Raw genomic sequence first — 19,109 nt, 5'->3', positions numbered from 1 at the left:
TCCGCTCCCGTGGTTCCGCGCGGTGACCTGCGGGCGCTTCGCTCCGATTCAAGGGGTCGTCGTGGAGCGGAGCTGCGGCGGGGCGGGCGGGGGCGGGATGGGGACTTCGGAGGAGCGCGCCTCGGCCAGCTCCTTGGCGAGCCACGCGAGGCCCTCGTCATTCGGGGCGAGGGTACTCGCGCGTGTCGCCAGCTCGCGTGCCAGCTCCAGGCGTCCCGCGCGGAGGTGATGCTCGGCGGCCACGTTCAGCATGGCTGGCGCCTTGGGGGCCGCCGCGAGTCCCGCCGCCACGGCGTTCTCCAGGGGTGCGGTCGCGAAGTTGAAGCCCGGCAGGGCCTGCAGCGCCCGCGCATAGGCTCGCAGCGCGTCGGCGTATCGGCCCAGGCCCGTGAGTGCCACGGCCCGCAGATGGTGGGTGACGGCGAGGTCGGGAACGGCGGCGAGCACCGCGTCCGCATCCTCCAGCGCGCCCGCATACAAACCCCACCGCACGCGCGCCAGTCCTCGCGCATGTCGTGCGCTCAACAGGTCGTGCATCGCGAAGAGCCTTGCCTCCCAGCGCGCGCGTTGCTCGCCCGCTGCCTCGGGCAATACCTCGGCTCCCACGACCGCGAAGGCCAGCGCATCCAGCGTTCCGCCTCGCTGCTCCAGGGACGCCGCCGCTGCCTTGAGTGCCCCCGCGCGGTCGCCCTGTGTGAGCAGGCAGTCCGCCACGACGAGGGCCGGATCCAGCGACGTGTCATAGAGAGCGCCCCGATAGCCCGCGGCCTGTGCCGCCCTCGCCGCGTCGAGCGCCTGCTCACAGTGGCCCGCTCGCCGCGCCAGCTCCGAGGCGAAGTAGAGGTCCATGGGCGTATCGAGCCCGAGCTTCTCCACGGACAGCGCTCCGGAACGCTCGGCGACGGCGGGTGACTCGAAGGGGACACCGCGTAAGGCTCGGCTGAGCGCGGTGAACGGATGCGCTGCCTGGAGCTGTTCGAAGGCCCGCGTTGCTTCGTCATAGTGGCCCGCGCGCAGGGCCTCGTTCAGCGCGGTGCCCGGGCTGCCGACCGCCTCGGTGCGTTCCAACATCCGGTCCACGTCACGGACGAAGGGAAAGAATGACGGCAGCGCCAGGCACAGCGCCAAGGCCGCCACGCTGGCGCCCAACACGCGAGGCTGACGTCGCGATTCGAACATCGCGACGGCGAGGGCGCTCGCGAGCAGTGCCCACGCGGGTAGGGCGGCCACCCGATAACGACTCACCACGTAGAAGCCCACGGCCAGCGCGGTGCTCGCCGCGAGGTACAGCACGACGAGACCGATGGGCCGTCGCCGCGCGAACATCACGCCCAGCCCCGCGAGTCCCAGCAGCCCGAGGACCTGGGCATTCAGGAGCGGCAGGCCCGCGAGTCCCGCCTCGGCCCGGCGCACTTCGACCAGGTCGTGTCCCTCCGGGCCGAAGAGGAAGAACGCCAGCTTGCGACCGAAGAGGCCCAGGAAGGTGCCCGGTTCCTCCAGCGCGAAGTTCAGCGTCTTGCGCATCCAGTACAACTCGGTGCGAGTGGGGGAGAGGTCTTCACCTGCCTCCGCGCGAGCGAACTGGCGGTAGAGGCTGTGGGCGTGGTCAGGCCGCTCGGGAGAGCGGAGCTGGGCCTCGTACTGCTTGATGAGCGTGGGGGGCTGGGCGCCCAGGCCGGTGCCCTCGGGCCGGTTGCCCATGTGCAGCACCGCGCCCGCGCTCATGGTCGCGCCGAGATGCGAGCCCACCGTCGCGCGGATGACCTGCGCGGGCAGCCAGGAGGAGAACAGCCCCGTGACGAGCAGCACTCCGGCCACCTTGAGGCCGGTGCGTCGCGCCGCGTGCCGGGTCTCCCATAGCACCCAGCCCGTGGCGAGGACGAGGATGGCGAGCCCCGTGGGGCGCGTCGCCGCGGAGAGTCCGAGCAGGACGCCCGTGCCCACCAGCCAACGTGTCCGGAAGCCAGGCCTCGCGTGGGCGAGCAGCGCGAGCGCGCCCAGGTTGAGCACCATCACCAGGAGGTCCGGCTCCAGGGTGGCCTCATAAAGCAGCACCGGCGTCGTCACCGCGACGAGCGCGGCGGCGAGCAGGCCCACGGCTCGCGACAGCAGTCGGGCGCCGAGCACATAGACGGCGATGAGTCCGAGGGCGCCCGCGAGGCTCTGGACCCACCGCAGCGCAGTGGGGGACAGCGCGACGTTGAGGAGCAGGTAGAGCGGGCTGAAGTCCGCGCCCTGCTCGGGGAGCATCCGGTCCGTCATCAGCAGGCGAGCACTGTCGGGGTACTTGGCGAACATGCTCCCGGGGAGCAGCACCAGCCCCAGCGCGACGTGCGCGACGCACAGCACCAGCAGGACGAGGGGTAGGAGCCCACGGGGGAAGGGGCGGCTCAAGCTCACGGGGGGACCATACCGGATGTGCCTGCTGGAATCGTCGGCGCTCGCCTGGTCGGGTGGGGGGCGAGAGGTGGTGTGAAGGGGCGCCGCTCCTGCTCATGGCCGGACCGCATCAGAGCCCCCCTTTGGCACGGAGCCTGGTCAGCTCGTTGCTGGCCGAGCCGTCGGCGCGGTGGCTCGCTGGCCGACCCCCCCAGCGGGTCGGTTCAGGTTGCCTTCAGCGCGGCCATCGCCATCCCAATACGACGAATCAAACGAGGAGCTGGACCATGGGCTATCGCATCGAGCGTCCTGCGGAGCTGTTCGAGTCCGTTCGCTACAACACCAAGACGACCCCCGACCTTCGCGGGGCAATGCGGAAGAAGGTCGAGGAGCTTGAGAAGCGCATCGCAGAGCGCGAAGGCCGGCTGCAGCGAATTCGCGACGAGTACCAGATCGACCCCGAGCGTCTGGCCACCCTGGTCATCCAGTACCAGAACAAAGAGTCTGATTTCGTCTCCTACCAGGCTCAAGGCGGCTCTCCCCGTGACACCGTCGTGCCCGCTGGGGTCATCGCCAACATCATCCGTGAGCGGGAGATGATCGACTCGGAGCGAGGTCAAATCCGCAAGCTGGAGCTGGTCCTGCGGAACCTCCCCGAGTCGGAGCTGTACAACGACCCCAGGACGGGAGAGGTCAAGAGCCGGCAGCCGTTGCATCAGCTGACGGATGACGAGCTCGAGTACCTCGGGTTCTGAGTCGGACGAGAAGTGGGGGCCCCCGGACATTGCCCGCGCGAACCCTGGCGGAAGCGGTTACGGTCCACGACATATGGCTCGTATGCGCGCCGTGGATCAGCCGCTCCGTCGTGATGTCCGCCTGCTGGGGCGACTGTTGGGAGAAGTGCTCGTCGAACAGGAAGGGCAGGAGCTGTTCGACCTGGAGGAAGAGGTGCGCCGGCTGGCCATCCAGCGGCGGCGTGGCCCGGTGCCGGGGCGACGTGCCTCCGCGGCCGAGCTGGCGGACATCCTGAAACGCCTGCCCCTGGAACAGGCCGAGCCCGTGCTTCGCGCCTTCTCGGTCTACTTCCAGCTCGTGAATCTGGCCGAGCAGCACCACCGCATCCGCCGCGCCCGCGCCCATGCTGGCGCCGAGTCCCCCAGTCCCCAGCGAGGCTCGCTGGAGGCGACGCTGCTGTCTCTCAAGGACGCGGGCATTTCCGCCTCACGCGTGCGCGAAGCGCTCCGACAGATGAAGGTGACGCTGACGCTCACCGCGCATCCCACGCAGGCCGTGCGCCGCACGTTGCTGGAGAAGCTCTACCGGATGGCGGGGCTGCTGGAGGAGCGGGACCGCTGCGAGCTGACCCCCCGCGAGAGCGCCGACAACGTGGAGTCGCTCCGCGAGGAGATCACCACGCTGTGGCAGACGGACGAGCTGCGCCGCGAGCGTCCTACCGTGGGCGACGAGGTGAAGAACATCCTCTGGTACGTGGAGGAGGTGCTCGCCGAGCAACTCTCGGAGCTGCCCGAGGTGCTGGAGTGGGCCTTCGAGCGCGCGTACGGCGAGCCGCTCGGGCAGGTGGTCACTCCGGTGCGCGTCCACTCGTGGGTGGGCGGCGACATGGATGGCAACCCGCTCGTCACGCCCGAGGTCTTCGGCGACACGCTGCGCGCGCACCGTGCTCGCGGCCTGCGTCTCTTGATGCAGGGCCTGGAGCGCCTGGGCGGAATGCTCTCCCAGTCGGACCGACACGCGAAGCCATCACAGGAGCTGCTCGCCTCGCTGGAGCGCGATGCGGCGCAGCTTCCCGAGGCCGAGCAGCGCCTGGGGCCTCGCACCGTGGGCGAGCCCTGGCGTCGCAAGCTGCGCTTCATGGAGGAGCGGCTGCATCAGGCGCTGCGCCACGTGCTGGCCCAGCGCACCGGCGACGCGGGGCCGATGCCCGAGAGCGCGTACCGGACGCCGGAGTCTCTGCTCTCCGATTTGGACCTGCTGGCGCGCTCACTGGTGGAGGCGAAGGCCGGCAACGCGGGGCTCCGACAGGTGCGGCGCATGCGCGAGCGGGTGTGCGCGCTGGGCCTGTCCCTGGCCGAACTCGAGGCCCGTGTTCCGGCCGAGGACGCCGTGAGCGCGGCGGCCTCGCTGGAGCCAGGTGGTCCCGCGCCGTCGGAGGGTGGAAAGCGCCTGCTCGCGGTGCTGGAAAAGCTGCGCGAGGCCCAGGCCGAGGCGGGAGAGCCCGCCTGCCGCACGCTCATCCTCAGCATGGCCAGCACCGCCGAGGACGTGCTCGCGGCCTTCCGCTGCATCAAGCATGCGGGCCTGTGGGACGCGCGGCGGGGCTGCGCCACCGTGGACGTGGTTCCCCTGTTCGAGCAGCTGGGCGCGCTGGACTCCGGACCGGACGTGCTGCGCACGCTCTTCGCGCATCCCGAATACCGCAAGCACGTCGACGCGCGGGGCGCGCAAGAGGTCATGGTCGGCTACAGCGACTCGGGCAAGGAGGTGGGGTTGCTGGCCGCCAGTGCCGCGCTCTACCGCGCGCAGGTGGCGCTCACCGAGGCGGCGCGCGAGGCGGGTGTCCCGCTGCGGCTGTTCCATGGACGAGGTGAGTCGGTGGCTCGCGGTGGTGGCCCGGCGCAGGAGGCCATCCTCGCGCTGCCTCCTGGCGCGGTGGCGGGGGGCTACAAGGCCACGGAGCAGGGCGAGGCGCTGGACCACAAGTACGCGCGCCCGGAGCTCGCACGCCGCACGCTGGAGCTCATCGTCGGAGGGGTGTTGCCGCACCTGCTGGATGCGCAGCCGCGCCCGTCGCCGGAAGACGAGAAGGAGTTTCGCGCCGCGTTCGACACGCTGGCCGAGACGGGCCGCGAGGCGTACCGCGCCCTGGTGTGGGACGACCCCCGGTTCCTGGAGCTCTTCACCGCCGCGACGCCGGTGGAGGAGATCTCCGCGTTGCCCATCGGCTCGCGCCCCAGCAAGCGCAAGGCGGGAGGACTGGAGACGCTGCGCGCGATTCCGTGGGTGTTCGCCTGGACGCAGAATCGGGCCATCATCCCCGGCTGGTACGGCGTGGGCTCCGCGCTGGAGGCGTTCGCGAAGGAGCCCGGTGGACCCGCGCTGCTCAAGCGCATGTACCGCCAGTGGCCCTTCTTCAAGGCCGTCATCGACAACGTCACCATGGTGCTGGCCAAGTCGGACATGGCCATCGCGGGCCGGTACGCGGCCCTTGCCCCCGCGTCCACGCGTCCGCTGTGGCGCCTGATTCAACAGGAGCATCGGCGCACGCGTCGGCAGGTGAAGCGACTGACGGGGGAGGCCCGGCTCTTGGACCACAACCCCCAGCTCCAGCGCGCCATCTCCCTGCGCAACCCGTACGTGGACCCGATGTCCTTCCTCCAGGTGGAGTTGATGCGCCGCAAGCGCGAGAGCGCGTGTGACTGCGACAGGCCCCTGTTGCTCTCGCTCAACGGTATCGCGGCCGGCATGCGCAACACGGGTTAGTCTTTCCGGGAGGAGGCGTCGGATGGCCAGGGACACATTCACGGTGGAGGACGTCAACCCGAAGCACGGCTTCGCGCGGCTGCGTCCGGACTCGGGCGAGGGGCTCTTCAACGCGCCGCTCTATCCGGAGCCGGAGTCCGGCGCGCCGCCCTTCCAGCTTCGCAAGGGAGACCGGGTGACGGGGCTGCGCCGGGGCCAGGCCGTGGCCGACGTGGCCTGGGTGTCGCGCGCGGAGCCTCCCTATGAACTGGTGGAGCGCATGGGTGAGCTGCTCGCGAAGCTGGAGCCGTGGGAGCTGAAGGTGCCTGCCACGGCCATGGAGCTCGCGGAGCATCACTGGCGCGACAGCCGAGAGGACCCTTTGCGCCAGGAGCTTTTGTCCCAGCTCCCGACGTTCTTCGACTTCGAGCTGTCGCATCCGTTCAAGGACGGCGCGCTGCTGGAGCGACTGGAGGCGGCCATGCAGCCCTACCTCCCGGGCTTCGCCGTGAAGCCGCTGCAAGGGCGCAACGCCTTCGTCGTGGACCCGGGCGCCGTCGAGGTCGAGGTCGGCGAGGGTGACTGGGATGCGCCCGCGAAGACCTTCGCGCCCTTGCTGCTGCGCGTGAATGCACAGCTGGAGGCCGCGGGCGCGCCGGTGCGCTGGGTGCCCGCGGAGAACGACTGGCTCCTGCTGCCGCCAGGGCTGGCGGAGCTGCTCGTCCTGCACGGCGTGCTCGGTCCTCGCTGAGCCGCCGCCGCGACGCGCGCGGCTACAACTGGCCGCGCTCGCGCAGGGTGCGCACCACCTCGGTCGCCATCACCCGGTGGCCATCGGTGCTCGGGTGGATGCCGTCCACGCCCAGCCCTTCCAGGTAGAGGTGCACGTTGCCCGTGCGCCTCATCACCGACTCCAGGTCGATGACCTCCGCGCCCGTGCCGCCGGCGCGCAGCCACGCGTTGAAGCTGAGCCGCTGCGACTTCACGTACTCATAGGCGCCGTAGTTCGTCTTCTCCTTTGGCAGCAGCGTGCTCACCCAGACGTGGCAGAAGGGCTCCAGCCGCTGCACCAGCAGGAGCATCCGCGTCTCCATCTGCTCCTCCGCGCCCTCGTCGCCCAGGTCATTGGTGCCCAGGAGCACCAGGCAGTCGGTGATGCCCTTCACCGCGAGCACCTCGTCGTCGAGCAGCATCAGCGCGTCGTAGAAGCCCTGGCCGCTGACGCCCGCGTTGACCACGGGCACGCCCAGCTGGGACTCCACCAGCGCGGGCCACGCGTTGCGCGTGTCGTTGCGCAGGTCGACATAGCCCTCGGTGATGCTGTCGCCCATCGCCAGGAAGGCCCGGCCCGTGGGGCCCTCCACGTCCACCGTCGCCACGCCCACGGAGCGCTCGAAGGCCTCGCCACCGAGCGCCTCCGACGCCTGGGAGTGCGTGCCGACCCGCGCGAAGCTGCCGGGAAACGCGTTGATGGCGCTGGCCGCCAGCGCGCCGCGAACCTCGAAGGTGATGGCCAGGTCGTCGCGGAACGTCACCGGAAAGGTGAGCGGGTCCGACCTCACCAGTGCGCGCGCGCCCGAGGTGAAGCCCGGTTTGCCCTCGAAGCTCAAGGCCACCGGCGTGGTCACGAGCGAGCCGTCCGCGCCGGCCCGCGCCACGGTGGCGCGCTGGAGCGTGAGCGCTCCGTCACCCGCGCGGAACGTCACCTGGATTCGCTCTCCGGCCCGCGCCACCGGCACCCGCATGCGGAACGTCGTGACGCTGCTCACGGAGTAGGACCAGCGCAGGGCCTGATGGAAGCCGGGCTGGAAGCTCACGGCCGGCGGTGTTGGTTGTGCGGGTGGGGGCGCGGTTCGCACCTGCCCCTCGTCGTTCAGCACCAGCGGCGGTGCCACCTCCACGGACGCGTCCGGCGCATTCGAGGTTTCATTCTGCTCCTGAGAGGGCTCTTCCCACACGGGGTCTTCCGCGTTGCTGGGAGTGCACGCCCATTGCGCACCGCCCACACACGCCAGGACTCCGAGCCACGTCCGCCACATTCGCATCGTCGCTCCCTCCCGAGGACGCACGATGCTCACCGCTCATTCCCGCGACGACCACCCGACACACGCGCAAGGCCCGAGGCGCGCGGCGCACGCCTCCCTGGTCTCCGGGCGAGACGGAGCCGCGAGTGTCCCTCGCGTGCGCATTCGCCGCCCTTGCGTGGCCTCGCGGCGTCCACCTAGGGCAACGGAGTTACCCCGCGTGGGCACTCCGCTTCAGGGGATGCATGCGCCCACACCGGGATTGTCATTCAGTGGACGACACGTCCCGGCGGTACAGGCGGGAGTGCCCGAGGGCCGGCACAGCGGCCGGCAGTTGAGCCCACGCCCCGTATTCACACACGCGCTGCCCGGCGCGCACTGGTTGCTGAAGTCGCACGTCTCGCCCGTGCCGCGCGTGCCGCTGCCCGCACAGACGGGGCCCGACGAGGCCGGATAGCAGCTCAGCGGCGCGGTGCAGCCCTGGGCGAAGGGGTCGCACGCCTGCGAGCGCGGCCCGCACAGCAGCGGCAGCTCCGACGTGCCCGCGAGCCGCAGCACCGTGTTGCACTCGCCCGCATCCCCGCACTGCGTCGTCGCGTGGCACAGCCGGCGACAGAAGAAGCCCGTGCCGCCGTCGTCCTGCCGCTCGTCCTTGCAGAACAGGCCCGCGGCGCACGTGTCGTATTCGACGCCGCCATCCGTGGGCGCCAGCGTGCACCGCGCGCCCTCCGCGCTCGCACCCGCCTCCACGCACCGCCGCTCCGTCGTCGCGCCCGCGCTCACGTATGTGCAGCGCTGACCCTGCGCACAGTTCTGCTGGACGACGTCGCATGCCGCCGCGAAGCACCGGCTGCCCGTCTTGCCGCTCCCCAGGTCCGCGAAGTGGCAGCTTTGGCCCGTTCCACAGCCTTCCTGCCTTGCGACGTTGCATGCGAAGTCAGGGCTCGGCCCGCCGTCTCCCGGATGCCCGCCGCCATCCGGGTCCCCCGGCACCCCGGAGTCTTCACCGTTGGGCGCGGGCTTGTTGTCATCGTCATCACATCCAGGCGCCAAGAGCGCCAGGAAGAGGGTCCCCGTCAACACCGCGAGCCACGCGCGCATCCCACGCTCCCGAATCGAAGTCAGCGGGGACTTACCTGATGGAGTTCATTCGTGGGGGCCCACTTGAATCGTGCCTGGAAAGCAGCGGACACTTGCCGGATGACCGATGCCCAAGGGGTGGCTCGGCGCGTCAGAATCCCTGAGGTTGGGATGGCAGCGGGTCGCCAGCAGTGGCCAGGGGGTAGCGGGTGCACATGACTAGCAAGGTGGCGGAAGCAGAGATGGCACCAGGAGATCCTTCCGCGTACGCGAACCGTCGCACCGATGAGCGCGTGGCGGCGAAGTTCGCGGTTCGTTTCGAGCACACGGAGGACGCCGCGCGAGCGCTGCGCGTGTTCTCCATCAACGTGTCGGCGGGCGGCCTGTGCCTGCGCACGCGCAAGGCCTACGACGTAGGTTCGCAGGTGCGGCTGTCCATGGACATCGCGGGCGAGGAGTTCCACCTCAATGGCATCATCGCGTGGGTGCGCGATGAGGAGGAGGCCATTGGCGTGCGCTTCACGGACGTGAGCGACGAGGACCGCGCGCGGCTCCACCGGGTGGTGGAGAGCTTCAAGAAGCGCTGACGCCCGGTGGAGACACGACGGAGCCGGCCCTAGTGGCGGCCCTCTGTCTCCACATGGCGGAACACGCCCGCATCGATTTCGGAGAAGCCGCACGCCGTATAGAAGTTGCGCGCCTCCGGGCTGATGGCCATGGGCGAGACGAGCTGGAGCTGACGGGCGCTGAGCACCTTGCAGCGCTCCAGGATCTGCTTGATGAGCGCGCGGCCCACGCCCCGACGCCGCCAGGTCTCCGTCACCACCAGCTCGTCGATGGTGGCCACGCGTCCGCGCAGCCGCAGCTGCGGCCGGTGCGAGAACGACAGCATGCCCACGGGTTTGTCCTGGGGATCGCCCGCGACGAAGATTTCAATCTCCGGATGGCTCACCACCCAGTGCACGGTCTGCTGGTCCGTGCCCTGGGGATAGCCCAGCTCGCGAAGCAGCAAGGCCATTGCCTCCGCGTCGCCCCGACGGGCGCGGCGAATGCGAAAGGCGGGGGCATCTGTTCCCGCGGGGGTGACGGTCCGGACGATTGGCTGTGACAAGGCAGTTGGGAGTCTAACGAAAGGGCCGCCGCTCCTCCAAAGAGGAACGGCGGCCCGGAACTTTCCGTGGTGCGGGAACCACGGCGTACTTGTGGGTGCGACGCTTACGGCTGCTCGCCAGCAAGGGAGCGCAGGGCGTCGGTGATGTCGTTCTGCTGGGGCACGGAGGCCATCTCCAGCGTGTCGGCCAGGCCGATGCCGGGGACGAACTTGCCGGCCACGAGGCGGGGCGGAGCGAGCAGCGAGTAGAAGAGCTCCTCCACCGTGCGGCGCAAGAGGTGCTCACCGAAGTTCGTCACCTCGGTGTCCTCGTTGACGAACAGGACGCGGCCCGTCTTCTGGACGGAGGTCTTGATCATCTCCCAGTCGTAGGGCCACAGCGAGCGCAGGTCGATGACCTCCACGCTGATGCCCTCGTCGGCGAGCGTCGCCGCGGCGCGCGCGCACAGGGGCAGGGTGCGGCCGTAGCTGACGACGGTCAGCTGCGTGCCCTCGCGCAGGAGCTTGCCCTTTCCAATGGGAATGGCGAACGCCTCCAGCTCCGCGGGCCACTGGGGCTTCCACTGCGAGCGGTCACCCAGGGGCGCGTCGATCATCTTCGACAGCGCGCGGTCGTCGTCCGGCTCGCCGGGGATGCGCTCGTCGCCCTTCACGCGCAACAGCGCCTTGGGCTCCAGGAACATGACGGGGTTCTGTTCCTTGCACGCGGAGATGAGCAGCCCGTACGCATCCAGCGGCGTGGAGGGCATGACCACCTTCCAGCCGGGGATGTGCGTCATCGTCGCGTCGAACGAGTGCGAGTGGTAGATGGACCCGCGGATGCCGCTGCCCACCGGGGTGCGCACCACCATGGGCAGGTTCCAGTCGCCGTTGCTCGCCCAGCAGGTGTTGCCCGCCAGCTTGAGCAGGTCGATGGTGTTGTAGACGTAGTCGCAGAACTGGATCTCCGCGACGGGCCGACCGCCACCCAGCGAGATTCCCATGGCCGCGCCGATGATGCCGCGCTCGTCCAGGGGCGAGTTCCACGCCGTCTTCAAACCCTGCGTGCAGGTGAAGACGCCGCCGAGCGGAGCGCCGACGTCCTCTCCGAAGATGTCCGTCACGCCGAGGTTCTCCTCGGCGTAGTGGAGGGCCATGCGAATGGCCTGTGCCATGTTGGCCATGGGTTACTTGTCCTCCGCGAAGATGTGCTTCCAGATGGTCTCCGGGGCTGGCAGCGGCTCGTCCCGGGCGATGCGGGCGGCGGCGGCCATGTCCTCGGTGTAGCGGTTGCGCAGCTCGTCCATCTGCTGGCGCGTCAGGACGCCGTCGGCCTCCAGCCGGGTCTCGAACTGCTTGAGGCAGTCGATCTCCTCGGACACGTAGTTGGCGCCGGACGCGGACGAGTGGCCGTACAGGCGCGACACGTTGGCCTCCAGGAGGAACGGCTTGCGCTCGGTGCGCACGTACTCCATCGCCTCCTTCAGCTCCGTGTACGCCTCCACCGGGTCATTGCCGTTGATGGTCTTGGAGCGGATGTTGAACGCCTTGCCGCGCTCGCTCACTCGCGTTTCGCCGTGCTGGCCCTCCGCCGAGGTGGAGATGCCCCACTTGTTGTTGGTGACGATGATGAGCACCGGCAGCGGGTTGGCGGGGCGGCTGCTCCAGATGAGGCAGGTGGCGAAATCGCCCTCGGCCGTGCCGGCGTCGCCGCCGGTGACGATGGTGATGGCGTCACCGCCCACGCGCTTCTGCATCATGGCCGTACCCGGTGCGATGGAGTACTGGACCTCGATGGGCGAGCTGACGGGGGCCACGTTGTACTTGCGCAGGGAGAAGTGGCCCGCGAAGTTGCGGCCGCCGGAGTACGGGTCCGACGCCGTGTTCTTCATCTGCCGCAGCGCGCCGATGGGCTCCTCGCCCAGGGCGAGCAGCGTGCCGGACTGGCGGTAGTGGGCGTGGAGGTAGTCGTACTCGGGGCCCTGGCCCTTCTTCATCAGCAGGCCGAGCGGGACGTTGAACGCCTCCTCACCGGGACCGCCAATCCAGAAGTAGCCGTGGCCCTGCTTGTACATCTGGATGAGGCGCTCCTCGAGGACGCGCGTTTTGACCATGAGGTCGTGGATACGAACCAGCAGCTCCCTGTCGAGCGGGAGCGGCGCGGACGATTCTTTGATGAGTCTGGGTCGAGACACGCGCGGGCTTCCTCTGGCTGGAGGGGACGCCCCTATAACCCGGATGCGCCCCCTTTTCTCAAGCGTGCAGATGGCCTCCTGTCGGCCCCCTGGTCAAAGGGCGCCCGGTGGCGCGGCGCGGCAATCAGCCTTGCTCATCCAACTTAGGAGTGGCGGCCCGTCGCAGGGCCGTGACGCGGTCCGTTAGCTCCCCGTCGGCGCCGGCTCGCACGGAGATGGTCTCCAGCGTCTCGTCGGACAGGTTCGCGGCCCGAGGCCCCGAGAGCAGCGCGGTCAGCTCCGGTGTGCGTCCGGCCTCCAGCAGCGCGAGGACCAGGGCATGTCCCGTGTGGGATGAGGGCGTCCGGGAGAAGGCCTCCTGGAGGGGCTTCACCGCCAGGGTCGCGAGGCCGCTGTCCAAAAGCAGCTGTCCCACCGCGGCCGGGTCATGAGGGGCCTCCGGCCCGGTGTCCTCCAGATCGGGACGTCGGGCGAGGACGGGGGCTTCCGCGGTGGTGGCCATTTCGTTGGCGGCGGTGGGGGAGGGTGGGGCGGGGCTTCGACCCAGCAACTGGTCGAGGGTGACGGCGCCCACCGTCGACGCGCGTCGCGGGGCCACGCGGCGAGGGGGTGAAGCGGGCTGGAAGCGGACCTCGCGGGGGAGCTGTCGCAGTTGCTCCAGGTTCATCACCCCGAACATCAGGGCCATCACCCCGACCCAGACGGTGCGCTGCCAGACGGCGAGCCCCACCATCACAACCGCCGTGACGATGCCGACGAGGTGCAGGGCCCGCTCATACCGGTACCCCTTGCGCGCTCGCACGAGCGACGCGAGCAGGTGACCTCCATCCAGGGGCTGCACGGGCAGCAGGTTGAAGAGTCCCCAGCCGAGGTTCACCCAGAGCAGCTGCCGCACGGCCAGGCCCACCAGCCCGCCCTGCTCGCCCAGCGGCGTGACGACCGAGGCCGCCCACACCAGCCCGCCCAGCAGGAAGCCCGCCCCGGGGCCCGCGAAGCTCACCCACGCGAACTGGCGGTGCGTGAGCTGGTCCGTGCCCTGCGCGGTTCCACCCATCCCGTGCAGGGAGATGCTCGCGGTGGAGCCGAAGTGGCGGAACGCCCACGCGTGGCCCAGCTCGTGGAGGAGCACCGAGGCGAACACCACCGCGACCCACAGTGCCAGGTGGGCCAGCCCGGAGGCGAAGCTCCAGCCCGTCGCCACGGTCGTGAGGAAGAAGAGCGGATGGACGCGGACGGGAAACCCGGACACGTGGAAGTGGGGCTTCATGCGTCCGGGATGCTAACCGGCGTTTCGAGCGGACGCCCGGTGAAGGCCCGGTGCTCCGCTTCGCACCGGATGTGAAGTGTCCGCCAGGCCAACCCACGCACCACACCTCGTGGGAAGCCTCGGCCCGAGGGCCCGACGTGACGTGCCGTGGGGGGCAAGGTCTCGCGAAGCAGGAGAAGTGCGCTAGAGTCGCGGCTCTTTCCCGCTCCCCGCCGCGCCTTGGCGTGGCCTTCCGGGTGTGTCCTTGTCCAGCACGAACACGCGTCTGAACCCCACACCTGAGCCCGGCACGTCCCCCGGCACGTCTCCTGGCGGCACGCTGTCGCCCGCCGATAGGACGGGCTCTCGGGAAATCACCGGCACTCGCGAGTCCACCGCCACGCGGCTGACGTCCAACGTGGGCCTGCCCCACGTCGAGGCGACGGGCACGCTCATCGCTCCGCTGGAGGCCGGGGAGCTGCCCAATGTAGCGGCCATCCGGGGCCTCCGGTTGGACCAGATCCTCCTGCTCACCACCACCGCGCTGGTGGTGGTCATCGTCGGCATGGTGGCGGCGCTGTCCGTTGCCTCCACGCAGTCCCAGTTCGAGGAGACCGCGCGCCGCTCCACCGAGCGCATCCAGGAGCAGGCCCGCGAGCTGGGACAGACGGTGGGCAGGACGCTGGCGCTGACCTCCGTCACCAACCTGCGCGACAACAACTACGACTTCCTGCAGGGCGTGGCCGGTTCCATGGTCGGGGCCAACCCCAACATCCTCCGCGTGCAGATCATCGACCCGGAGGGCGTGGTGATGGCGGACAGCGAGCCGAAGGCCGCCGATGCGCCCGACAAGCCCGCCGCCGATGGCGCTGCCGATGATGCGCCCGCCAAGCGAGTCGTCGAGCAGCGACTGGTACAGGCGTTCTTCCAGAACCAGGCGGTGTACGAGATTCATGAGCCCATCAACTACGGCTCCAGCAGCGGCATGGGGTTGGTGGTCATCAGCTACTCGCTGCGCGCCCTCCAGAATCAGCTGGGGGAGCTGGAGCGTGACAAGCGCGCCACCATGGAGACCAACACCTGGCGCATGCTCGCCCTGGGGGTGGGTTTCGTGGTGCTGGCGGGCGTGGTCGCCGCGTTCCAGAGCCGCAGGATTACCCGTCCGCTGGGCGTGCTCACCCACAAGGTGATGCAGCTGGCCGCCGGAGACCTGGGTGCGCGCACCCAGTCCGCCACTGGCGCCGGACGCGAGGTGAAGACGCTGGGCGTGGTGTTCAACCACATGGCCGAGCGCATCAAGGTGCTGCTGGACGACGTGCGCGCCAAGGCCCAACTGGAGCGCGAGGTGTCCCTTGCCCGCACGGTGCAGGAGACGCTGCTGCCCGGACGAGATGCCGTGCAGGTGGGGCCGCTGCGCATCGCCGGCCTCGTCGTCACCGCCGACGCGTGTGGTGGCGACTGGTGGTTCCGCGCGGTGCTGGACGAGCAGCGGGTGGTCATCGGCATTGGCGACGTGACGGGCCACGGCCTGTCCACCTCGCTGGTTGCCACCAGCGCCACCAGCGGCTTCGCCTCCGCGATGACGCTGCGCGAGCCCACCGAGGTCAACGCGCAGATGCTCATCACCGCGCTGAACGTGACGCTGGCCAACGTGGGCCGCGGCGAGCACCAGATGTCCAGCGCCCTGGCCGTCATCGACGTGTCCAACGGCCTGGTGGACTACGCGGCGGGCGCGCACCCCAGCCCGCTCGTCTTCAACAAGCACAGCGGGCAGGTGGCCTCGCTGCCCGCGCGCGGGCCGCTGCTCGGCGCGTCCGTGACGTCGCAGTTCTCGTCCCGCCAGGCGCAGCTGCGGCCAGGGGACATCATCGTCTGGTACACCGACGGCATCACCGAAGCGCGGGACGGGGCGGGGCGCATGTACGGCACCCAGCGTCTGGCCGCGGCGGTGCAAGCCCATGCCCACCTGTCCGCGGAGGCGCTGCGTGATGCGCTGCTCGCGGACGCCCGCGCGCACAGCGCCGGCCAGCCCCAGCGCGATGACATCACCGTCGTCGTGGCCGAGTACAGCCCCGCCTGACCCCTGGACGACACCCGCATGCGCCGCACACCCCACACCCCCATGCGACGCCTCGTCCCGGCGCTCGCCCTGCTGGCCTCGCTGGCCGGCCCTCCCGCCCTGGCCCAGTACCGCCCTCCACCCATGTCCGAGTCGCAGCGGCTGGTGAAGGACGGCGAGACGGCCCAGGTGTCCGCCAGCGCCGCGAGCGCCTCCGGTGACAAGAAGGAAGCGGACGAGAAATACCGCAAGGCCCTGGGCCTCTTCGAGCAGGCCCTGGCCGCCGAGCCGGGCTCCGTCGCCGCCGCCGCGGGCGTGGGCTCCGCCGCCAACGCGCTGCAGGACTGGGCGCGCACCGTGGACCGGGTCAAGCCCGTGCAGGCGGCGAATGCGTCCGAGCTGTCCCTGGCGTACCCGCTGGGCGTGGCCCTCTTCAAGCTGCGCCGCTTCCCGGAGGCGGTGCCTCTCTTGGAGCAGGTGGCCGGCGCGGACCAGGCCGAGCACCTCATCGTCCACTACTACCTGGCCAGCTACTACCTCTTCGCTCAGCAGGGCGACGCGGCGGTGACACGGTTGCAGAAGTATCTGACGCTGCGTCCCGCGAAGCTGGCTGGCAACGACTTCCAGGTCCATGAGCTGCTGGGCCGGGCGCACGTGCTGCGCCGGGACGCGGTGGCCGCTCGCGCGTCCTTCACCCAGGCGCAGGCGGGCCGGCCGGAGTCGCCCACCGTGCAGCAGGGGCTCGCCAGCGTGCTGGAGCTGGAAGGAAAGTTGGGCGAGGCGCGGACGTTGCTCGAAGGGGTCACCACGCGCTTCCCGCAGGTGGCCGAGCCGAAGGAGAAGCTGGCCCGGCTGTACCTCGCCTCGGGCGAGGTGCCGCGCGCGGAGGCGCAGGCGGTGGCCATGGTGAAGCTGGGGGCGTCGCCCTCCGCGTACCTGCTGCTCGGTGACGTGCGCCTGGCGCAGAAGCAGGCCCCCGCCGCCGAGGAGGCGTACCGCAAGGTGCTGGAGCTGCAGCCCGGACTGGTGCTGGGACAGATGGCGGTCGGCAAGGCGCTCCAGGCGCAGGGCCGGCACGAGGAGGCCATCCAGTTCCTGGAGGCCGCGGTGCGCTCGGGCGCGAGCAGCGTGGAGCTGTGGGCATCGCTCGGCTCCGTCAACCGCCGCGCGGGCCGCTTCCAGCGCGCGGTGGAGGTGCACCGGCGCGTCGTGGAGATGGTGCCGAGGCAGGCGTTGGGCTGGATGCTGCTGGGCGCGGACCACTTCGCCACCGGCCAGTGGGACCAGGCCATCGAGGACTACGGCAACGCGCTCCAGGTGGAGCCCACGCACGCCGGGGCGAAGCAGTGGCTGGCCCGCGCGCTCGCGCACCGTGCCCGGGACAGGGGCGGGGCGGGGCGGGCGGACGACGCCGTGCGCGACCTGCGCCGCGCGTTCGACCTGGACCGCAGCGCCCTCATGGCCCGTCGGCTGACGGCGGCGCTGATGGAGACGCGCGGCTACGCGGATGCGCGCAAGGTGATGGAGCAGGGCGCGACGCTGCCGGGCGCGACGTGGCGCGAGCAGCTGCTGCTGGGCTACGCGCGGCTGGGCGCCGGCGACGCGCAGGCGGCCCTGGAGGCCTTTGGCCGCGCGGGCAATCAGACGGAGGAGCCGGACCAGCAGGCCGAGGCGTCCGTGGGCGCGGCGCTCGCGGAGGTGGAGCTGGGACAGGTGGACGCAGCCGTGCAGCGGCTCACCGAGGTGGGGCCGTCGCGCACGGCCGCGAGCGTGGCGCAGGCCAACCTGCCGCGCGTGCTGGTGCGTCGCGCGCTGGCCCGCCTGGAGACGGGGGATGTCGAAGGCGCCGACCGGGACCTGGACGCGGTGGACAAGCTGGGCACCGGCAAGCGCACGGACCTGACGAAGCTGGTCCTCTTCGCCCGGGGGCTGACGCGCGCGGAGGGCGGTCGCCACGCGGAGGCGAGCGCCGCGCTGAAGAAGGCCCTCACCCCGGCGCAGCCCTGGGCCTGGCCCAACACCCGCGCCCTGGCGGAGGCCTTCGTCCTCTACAAGAAGGGGCAGGTGGCGGCCTCGCGCAAGCAACTGGCCGCCGCGTCCAAGAAGCCCATGCCGGGCCAGCCCCGGTGGCTCGCGTCGCTGACGGGCGCGCTGCACCGGCGCGAGGCCTCTCTGGCCTACGCCTCCGGCAACATGAAGGGCGCGGAGAAGGCCCTCAAGGCCGCGCTCACCGCGGAGCCCGAGGACGTGCTGCTCCAGCACAACCAGGCCTGCGTCGACTGGCGCAAAGGCAAGTCGTCCGAGGCCCTGGCCACGTGGCGTCGCCTGGAGCCCTCCGTCTCCGTCGCCTCGCTCAACCTGGGCATCGACGCCCAGGAGCGCCGTCACGAACCCGCCGAGGCCGTGGATGCGTGGCGCCGCTACCTCGCCTCCGGCCCCGGACCCCGCCAGGCCCAGGTGCGTGAGTGGAAGGAACGCCTGCAGAGCCTCCATGGCCTCGCCGAGCCCTCGGGCGCGGCGCCGACCGGAGCCACCGCGGAGGAGACCACCCCATGAAGACGCTCCGCTTTGTCCTGACCAGCCTCGCGCTGGCCCTCTGCTTCGTCACCCCCGCTGGCGCGGCCCCGAAGAAGGCCACGCTTGGCGTCTTCCTGGCCACGACGCTGAGCGACGGCCAGGAGCGCTTCCAGTACGCGGAGGCCCTGGCGGCGAAGCTGACCGAGTCGATGGACCGCCCGGTGGCCGCCAAGAGCTTTGGCCGCTACGAGGACTTCTCGCGCGCCATCGCCGACGGGCTGGTGGACTTCGCCGTGGTGGAGGGGTGGGCCGCCGTGCAGCTCGGCGCCCGCGCCACGCCGCTGGCCTGGGCGTCCCGTCCCGGCGAGTCGCAGCAGCGCTGGGCCATCGTCTCCACCCACAAGGGCGTGGTGAAGGACCTCGCCGGCAAGCGCCTGGCGTTGGTGAAGGGCGCGGGGCCCGCGGATCCCAAGTTCGTCACCCACGCCGTCCTGGGAGGGGACCTGGACGCGCAGCGGCACTTCAAGCTCGCCCCCGTCCCCAACGTGGAGTCCGCCCTGAAGATGCTGGAGGCCAAGGGCGCCGAGGCGGCCCTGGTACCCATGTCCCACGTCCCCAAGGACAAGGACCTGCGCATCCTCTTCCGCAGCGCCCGGCTGCCGGGGGCCGTCCTGGTCGACCTGCGCAACCACAAGGCGGCGCTGGACGCGGCCCTCGGTTCCGTGGGCGCCGTGGCTCCTTTCGAGCCCTTCGCCCGCGTCCAGGGTAAGGACTTCGAGGACTTCCGACGTCTCGTGACCCAGGGTCCGCCCCGCCGGCAGCCCGTCTTCGCCGACGCGCCGGACCTGCGCGTGGACGCGGAAGTCCTGGTCCGCGCCGAGGAGCTGGGACCCTCCCTCCCGTCCTTCGCGGGCGACCTCGCCGTGGCCGCCGAACAGCCGGATGACTGAATTGACGCAACCTTGGACGCGCCAGCCCGAAACACTCTTGAGTTTCAGGGAATGAGAATCACCGACTTGGCCCAGCAGGTCCTCTGGGG

At 70.6% G+C, this 19,109-nt stretch carries 14 protein-coding genes; 7 read left to right on the top strand and 7 right to left on the bottom strand.

All coding sequences use genetic code 11. From position 1 onward, the window contains the following. Window positions 1-48: 48 nt before the first annotated feature. The gene (locus HUA78_RS39395) at window positions 49-2,400 is read right to left on the bottom strand and encodes a glycosyltransferase family 39 protein (protein WP_174478559.1); all 2,352 of its coding nucleotides are present in this window, start codon (window positions 2,398-2,400) and stop codon (window positions 49-51) included. Window positions 2,401-2,666: 266 nt separating this feature from the next. Here HUA78_RS39395 and HUA78_RS39390 point away from each other — a divergent pair, with 266 nt between their 5' ends. The 3 genes from HUA78_RS39390 (at window position 2,667) to HUA78_RS39380 (ending at window position 6,610) form a co-directional block, all read left to right on the top strand. Then, a complete protein-coding gene (locus HUA78_RS39390; RefSeq protein ID WP_174455715.1) occupies window positions 2,667-3,134 on the top strand; it encodes a hypothetical protein in 468 nt (155 codons plus the stop codon). 73 nt (window positions 3,135-3,207) lie between these two features. Then, window positions 3,208-5,880, top strand: a complete 2,673-nt coding sequence (locus HUA78_RS39385) for a phosphoenolpyruvate carboxylase (RefSeq protein ID WP_174478558.1) — start codon at window positions 3,208-3,210, stop codon at window positions 5,878-5,880. A gap of 22 nt (window positions 5,881-5,902) precedes the next feature. Continuing rightward, complete coding sequence (locus HUA78_RS39380) at window positions 5,903-6,610, top strand: hypothetical protein (protein ID WP_141648399.1); 708 nt, start codon at window positions 5,903-5,905, stop codon at window positions 6,608-6,610. A gap of 22 nt (window positions 6,611-6,632) precedes the next feature. Here HUA78_RS39380 and HUA78_RS39375 read toward each other — a convergent pair whose 3' ends face one another. Further along, window positions 6,633-7,904, bottom strand: a complete 1,272-nt coding sequence (locus tag HUA78_RS39375) for a GDSL-type esterase/lipase family protein (RefSeq protein WP_174463556.1) — start codon at window positions 7,902-7,904, stop codon at window positions 6,633-6,635. A 213-nt stretch (window positions 7,905-8,117) separates the two neighbouring features. Beyond that, window positions 8,118-8,984, bottom strand: a complete 867-nt coding sequence (locus HUA78_RS39370) for a hypothetical protein (protein WP_141648397.1) — start codon at window positions 8,982-8,984, stop codon at window positions 8,118-8,120. A gap of 194 nt (window positions 8,985-9,178) precedes the next feature. Between HUA78_RS39370 and HUA78_RS39365 the strand changes: the two genes are divergently transcribed. Beyond that, a complete protein-coding gene (locus tag HUA78_RS39365; RefSeq protein WP_141648396.1) occupies window positions 9,179-9,550 on the top strand; it encodes a TIGR02266 family protein in 372 nt (123 codons plus the stop codon). Window positions 9,551-9,579: 29 nt separating this feature from the next. On the opposite strand, the gene HUA78_RS39360 is transcribed toward HUA78_RS39365, so the two are convergent. The 4 genes from HUA78_RS39360 to HUA78_RS39345 form a co-directional block, all read right to left on the bottom strand. Continuing rightward, window positions 9,580-10,074, bottom strand: coding sequence for a GNAT family N-acetyltransferase (locus HUA78_RS39360; protein ID WP_174478557.1), 495 nt, complete (start codon window positions 10,072-10,074; stop codon window positions 9,580-9,582). 104 nt (window positions 10,075-10,178) lie between these two features. Beyond that, the gene (locus tag HUA78_RS39355) at window positions 10,179-11,237 is read right to left on the bottom strand and encodes an alpha-ketoacid dehydrogenase subunit beta (RefSeq protein WP_174455711.1); all 1,059 of its coding nucleotides are present in this window, start codon (window positions 11,235-11,237) and stop codon (window positions 10,179-10,181) included. A gap of 3 nt (window positions 11,238-11,240) precedes the next feature. Continuing rightward, window positions 11,241-12,248, bottom strand: a complete 1,008-nt coding sequence (locus HUA78_RS39350; RefSeq protein WP_141648393.1) for a thiamine pyrophosphate-dependent dehydrogenase E1 component subunit alpha — start codon at window positions 12,246-12,248, stop codon at window positions 11,241-11,243. Between the two features lie 124 nt (window positions 12,249-12,372). After that, window positions 12,373-13,515, bottom strand: coding sequence for a M50 family metallopeptidase (locus HUA78_RS39345; RefSeq protein ID WP_174478556.1), 1,143 nt, complete (start codon window positions 13,513-13,515; stop codon window positions 12,373-12,375). 244 nt (window positions 13,516-13,759) lie between these two features. Between HUA78_RS39345 and HUA78_RS39340 the strand changes: the two genes are divergently transcribed. The 3 genes from HUA78_RS39340 to HUA78_RS39330 are packed head-to-tail and all read left to right on the top strand — an operon-like array spanning window position 13,760 to window position 19,020. Then, complete coding sequence (locus HUA78_RS39340) at window positions 13,760-15,574, top strand: SpoIIE family protein phosphatase (RefSeq protein ID WP_174468777.1); 1,815 nt, start codon at window positions 13,760-13,762, stop codon at window positions 15,572-15,574. A gap of 18 nt (window positions 15,575-15,592) precedes the next feature. Next, window positions 15,593-18,109: a tetratricopeptide repeat protein gene (locus HUA78_RS39335; RefSeq protein WP_174478555.1), complete on the top strand. Its 2,517-nt coding sequence runs from the start codon at window positions 15,593-15,595 to the stop codon at window positions 18,107-18,109. After that, window positions 18,106-19,020: a PhnD/SsuA/transferrin family substrate-binding protein gene (locus HUA78_RS39330; protein WP_174478554.1), complete on the top strand. Its 915-nt coding sequence runs from the start codon at window positions 18,106-18,108 to the stop codon at window positions 19,018-19,020. The genes HUA78_RS39335 and HUA78_RS39330 overlap by 4 nt, the downstream gene beginning before the upstream one ends. The last annotated feature ends 89 nt before the right edge of the window (window positions 19,021-19,109 follow it).

The sequence above is a fragment of the Myxococcus sp. CA033 genome (genome assembly GCF_013336625.1).
Classification (GTDB): Bacteria; Myxococcota; Myxococcia; order Myxococcales; family Myxococcaceae; genus Myxococcus; species Myxococcus llanfairpwllgwyngyllgogerychwyrndrobwllllantysiliogogogochensis.
This window is presented reverse-complemented; position numbering and strand designations above follow the sequence as displayed.

Excerpts from the sequence above, each read along its gene's own strand:
- HUA78_RS39390 (WP_174455715.1), top strand. The coding sequence starts at position 2,667 with ATGGGCTATCGCATCGAGCGTCCTGCGGAGCTGTTCGAGTCCGTTCGC.
- HUA78_RS39385 (WP_174478558.1), top strand. The coding sequence starts at position 3,208 with ATGGCTCGTATGCGCGCCGTGGATCAGCCGCTCCGTCGTGATGTCCGC.
- HUA78_RS39380 (WP_141648399.1), top strand. The coding sequence starts at position 5,903 with ATGGCCAGGGACACATTCACGGTGGAGGACGTCAACCCGAAGCACGGC.
- HUA78_RS39375 (WP_174463556.1), bottom strand. The coding sequence starts at position 7,904 with ATGCGAATGTGGCGGACGTGGCTCGGAGTCCTGGCGTGTGTGGGCGGT.
- HUA78_RS39370 (WP_141648397.1), bottom strand. The coding sequence starts at position 8,984 with ATGCGCGCGTGGCTCGCGGTGTTGACGGGGACCCTCTTCCTGGCGCTC.
- HUA78_RS39365 (WP_141648396.1), top strand. The coding sequence starts at position 9,179 with ATGACTAGCAAGGTGGCGGAAGCAGAGATGGCACCAGGAGATCCTTCC.
- HUA78_RS39355 (WP_174455711.1), bottom strand. The coding sequence starts at position 11,237 with ATGGCCAACATGGCACAGGCCATTCGCATGGCCCTCCACTACGCCGAG.
- HUA78_RS39345 (WP_174478556.1), bottom strand. The coding sequence starts at position 13,515 with ATGAAGCCCCACTTCCACGTGTCCGGGTTTCCCGTCCGCGTCCATCCG.
- HUA78_RS39335 (WP_174478555.1), top strand. The coding sequence starts at position 15,593 with ATGCGCCGCACACCCCACACCCCCATGCGACGCCTCGTCCCGGCGCTC.
- HUA78_RS39330 (WP_174478554.1), top strand. The coding sequence starts at position 18,106 with ATGAAGACGCTCCGCTTTGTCCTGACCAGCCTCGCGCTGGCCCTCTGC.